The 4131-nt window shown below is 69.4% G+C and carries 3 protein-coding genes; 2 read left to right on the forward strand and 1 reads right to left on the reverse strand.

The features are described from left to right. The first annotated feature begins 263 nt into the window (after window positions 1–263). Both ACFXDE_RS32640 and ACFXDE_RS32645 read left to right on the forward strand, forming a co-directional pair. Window positions 264–1901, forward strand: coding sequence for an alkaline phosphatase family protein (locus ACFXDE_RS32640; protein WP_380498176.1), 1638 nt, complete (start codon window positions 264–266; stop codon window positions 1899–1901). Between the two features lie 196 nt (window positions 1902–2097). After that, window positions 2098–2457: a hypothetical protein gene (locus ACFXDE_RS32645; protein ID WP_380498177.1), complete on the forward strand. Its 360-nt coding sequence runs from the start codon at window positions 2098–2100 to the stop codon at window positions 2455–2457. A 276-nt stretch (window positions 2458–2733) separates the two neighbouring features. On the opposite strand, the gene ACFXDE_RS32650 is transcribed toward ACFXDE_RS32645, so the two are convergent. After that, window positions 2734–3639 carry a hypothetical protein gene (locus ACFXDE_RS32650; protein ID WP_380498178.1) on the reverse strand — a complete coding sequence of 302 codons (906 nt, stop codon included), beginning with the start codon at window positions 3637–3639 and terminating at the stop codon, window positions 2734–2736. Window positions 3640–4131: the final 492 nt, after the last annotated feature.

The raw sequence follows: 4131 nt of genomic DNA on the forward strand, positions 1-4131 counted from the left end.
GGCGCCCGGCCCCCACCCACCCCCCCCCCCCCCCGCGGCCGGGCCCATTCGGACCGAGGACATTTCCGGCTGCCCGTTCATTGACGGTGCATGTTCACCAATTCCGTTGACCGTGAGTCCACTTGGTGAGATTCGCCGAATTCTCGAATTTCTCCGCCGAGGAGTCCGACGCTGTTCATTCCCCGGCCGCCGCCGGTATACCGGGGCCTCCCACCCTATGAGCGCACCGCCGCAGCCACCTTCCCCCTCGACAGGAGTCTTCCGTGACCCGTCGTTACGTCCGGCTCGCCGCCACCCTCGGCGCCGCCGGAGTGCTGGCCGGATCCACCGTCGCCCAGGCAGCCGCCGCCGAAGAGGGCCGCGACGCCCACGCCAAGCACGTGCTGCTGGTCTCGGTCGACGGCCTGCACCAGTCGGACCTCGCCTGGTTCGTGGCCCAGCACCCCCAGTCCGCGCTGGCCCGGCTGGTCGGCGGCGGTGTCGAGTACACCCGCGCGAGCACCACCAACCCCTCGGACTCCTTCCCCGGCATGGTCGCGCAGCTGACCGGCGGCGGCCCGGGCACCACCGGCGTCTACTACGACGACACCTACAACGCCGAACTGCTCCCGGCCGGCACCACCGACTGCGAGAACGCCAAGCCCGGCGTCGAGATCGACCTCACCGAGGACCTGGACAAGAACCAGGACTCGATCGACGCCGGCCAGGGCCTCGCCGGCCTGCCCGGCTCCATCCTGCAGATGACCGGCCGGCCGCAGACGCTGATCAACCCGGCCAAGCTGCCGGTCGACCCGGACACCTGCCGGCCGGTCTACCCGCACTCCTACCTCCAGGTGAACACCGTCTTCGAGGTGGCCCGCCAGGCCGGCCTGCGCACGGCCTGGTCGGACAAGCACGCCGCCTACGACATCCTCAACGGCCCCTCCGGCGAGGGCATCCAGGACCTCTTCACCCCGGAGATCAACAGCAAGGCGACCGGGTACAGCGGCGACTGGACCAAGGACAACAAGGCCACCCAGCAGTACGACTCGTACAAGGTGCAGGCCGTCCTCAACGAGATCGACGGCTACGACCACAGCCGCGCGGAGAAGGTCGGCACCCCGGCGGTCTTCGGCCTGAACCTCCAGTCCGTCTCCACCGCGCAGAAGCTCAACAGCTCCGACGGGCTCCAGGGCGGCTACGCCACCAAGGGCGTGCCCGGCCCGCTGCTCGCGAAGAGCCTGGAGTTCGTCGACCAGCAGATCGGCGCCCTGACCGCGGAACTGCGCGCACAGCACCTCGACGGCTCCACCACGATCATCCTGTCGGCCAAGCACGGCCAGTCCCCGACCGACCCGACCGCGCTCGACCGGATCGACGACGGGCCGCTGCTGGACGGCCTCAACGCCGCCTGGAAGGCCGCCCACCCGGGCGCCGGCAACCTCGTCGCCCACGCGGTCGACGACGACGGCGTGCTGCTCTGGCTCAACGACCGCTCCGACGCCGCCACCGGGTTCGCCAAGAACTACCTGCTGGCGCAGAGCGGCAACGGCGTCGACATCAACGGCAAGGCCCGCCCGTTCACCCGGAGCGGCATCGAGCGGATCTACGCGGGCGACGAGGCCGCCGACCACTTCGGCGTCGACCCGGGCGACCCCCGGGTGCCGGACGTCTTCGGCGTCGCGCAGTACGGCGTCGTCTACACCGGCGGCAGCAAGATCGCCGAGCACGGCGGGGCCCACGCCGACGACCTGAACGTGCCGCTGATCGTCTCCGGCGCCGGCACCCCGGGCGGCGTCCGCGAGGACGAGAAGGTCGAGACCAAGCAGATCGCGCCGACCATCCTGAAGCTGCTCGGCCTCAAGCCGAACGCCCTGGAGGCCGTCCGCGAGGAGCGCACCCGGGTCCTGCCGGTCCGCTGACCGCCGGACGGGCCCAAGCCTGCGGATCCGCGGGTCCGCGGGTCCACGGGTCCACGGGTCCACGGGTCCACGGACCGGACGGCGGAACGCCGCCCGCCGGCCTCCGATGACCCACCCCGAGCGGCCGCACGCCAGGCGCGTGCGGCCGCTCGGCCACATCCGCGGTCCCATTCGCCGCGCCGCCAGGGCGTCCCCCATGCGGCGCAAGGCGGTCGGGGCTGGGGGCCTCCACCACTTTCCCTTTTCCCTGCGGCTCGCTCCGGGCCTGCCCGGAGCGAGCCCCGACCGGCGGGTCACCAACATGGTGCCGGTGTGGAACGATCTCGCCATGCTGCTGCTTGCTGACGGAGTCACTCCGGTCCCGCGGATGATGCTCGTGAACGACCTTGAGACGGATAGCGGCGGCTTCTGTGAGCTCAACAGTCCGCTCTTCCTGGCAGTCGGCGACCGGATCGCGTTCGACGGCCGGAGCCTGCTGGTGTCGCGGGCGAGCGGCGAGTCGTTCTCACCCAACGGCGAGTGGGGAATCCGCTGCCGCCGGGGACCCCGAATCTGACGATCCGGCTTGCCACCCGGGATTCTTGGACACGGGTCAGCCTTCGGGTGACTCGGACCAAGAGAGTCCGCCGGGCCAACCGTACTCACGATGGCGTTCATTCTGCTCTTCACAGGCTTCACGACCAGGGTCAACCTCATCGGCAACGGAACGTCGCGTCTTCCGACGCGAGTGCCCCGGGCCGTCCGGACGGCTCGGGGGCACCCGCGTCGGCGGGTCAGGCGCTGAGCTCAATGGGGGCGACGTCGCTGCCCTGACAGTGGGCGGCGGGGCCTGTCACCGATTGCGGCGAGCCGCGTTCAGGGCGTCGGCCGCATAAAGCACCTCCCGGGCGGCTTCTTTCAGTTCCTGCGAGGCTTCCTTGAGTTCATATGACTGGCCCTCCAGGTTCCCGAGTTTGGTTGCGGCATTCGACAGCATGCTCGCGATGCCCTCCAGACCCCGCAGCCGATGAGCGGCGGCCGCAATCACCTTCGCGTTGTCTTCCAGCCCGTGCAGATCGTCTGCAGCATCCGCCAGCGTGTTGGCGTTGTCCGTCAGACCTCTCAGGTCGTGTGCCGCTTGGCTGAGCGTATTGGCGTTGTCCTCCAGCCCGCTGAGCGAGCGGGCAGCATTGTTCAGAAGCAGAGCGGTGTCTTCCGAGACGCCGCCGCGGCGAACGCGCAGGTCCGCGAACTCGGACGTAGCCAGCTTGAGCAAGGAGGCGAGTTCGGGGGCGGACTTCGCGAACTCGTCGAGGGCCGGGCCGAGAAGGTCGACGAACTCGGCCTGGGCCTCACGAATCATCTCTCCGAGATCGGCCTTGCTGAGGTCTCCGAGACCTTCGAGTGCGTCGACCCCGTCGGCTTCGCGGGCCTTCTTCCACTCGTACAGTAGCTCGACCGGATATTCCTCGCGGCTCGGGCCGTCGATCGTCTTGTGGTGAACGGTGCAGAGCAAGATCAGGTTGGTGAAGTGGTTGCGCTGAGCTTCGGTCCAGGTCGGTTCGGCGCGGGGGCCATTGTCCTCGAAGGCGACGATGTGGGCGATGATCAGGTTCTGAACGGGTTCGCCCTTGACCATGCGGATGGTGGGCTCGTTGCAGCCGGGCCAGTAGCAACCGCCGCGGGCCAGGGTAAGGAGCCCGGCGACGGTGCCGGGCTTGTAGTAGCGCCGCGGCTTCGACTTCTTCGATGAAGTCATCTACACACCCCATTGATTGACGATGCCTCAGTTACTGTAGGCGCCGCCGCTGACACTCAAGGTGGTCGCACGATGACGCCTGGTGTCTGAGTCGCGCTTTCAGGCCAACTAAGGCAGGAGGCTAAGCGGCCGAGGCGGGTGGCCGGACGGCTCGAAGGGTTTCCAGGTCCGGCGGATTTCCAGGTCTTGGAAACCCGCCGAAAACGGCTGGTTTCCTGCTCTCTTCATGCTGGGGCAGCAGCGCCTGACCCGCCGACGCGGGTGGCGGCGGGTGTGAAGGCCAGCTCCCGGGGGCGGCGTGGCCCCGGTGGCGGGAGGCCTTCACAATTTCCCGGCGGCGCGCTCCGGGCCTGTCCGGAGCGCGCCGCAATCGTTTCCCGGGCCCCGCCCCGCCCCCCGCCCTCCCTCCTCCCCCCACCCCATCCCCCAGACCCCAGAACCACCCCCCCCGGGGAGGGGAGGTGTGCGGGGAATGCGGGCCGTAAGATCCGC

Origin of the sequence: Kitasatospora sp. NPDC059408, from assembly GCF_042751525.1 — a bacterium.
In the GTDB taxonomy this organism is placed as follows: domain Bacteria; phylum Actinomycetota; class Actinomycetes; order Streptomycetales; family Streptomycetaceae; genus Kitasatospora.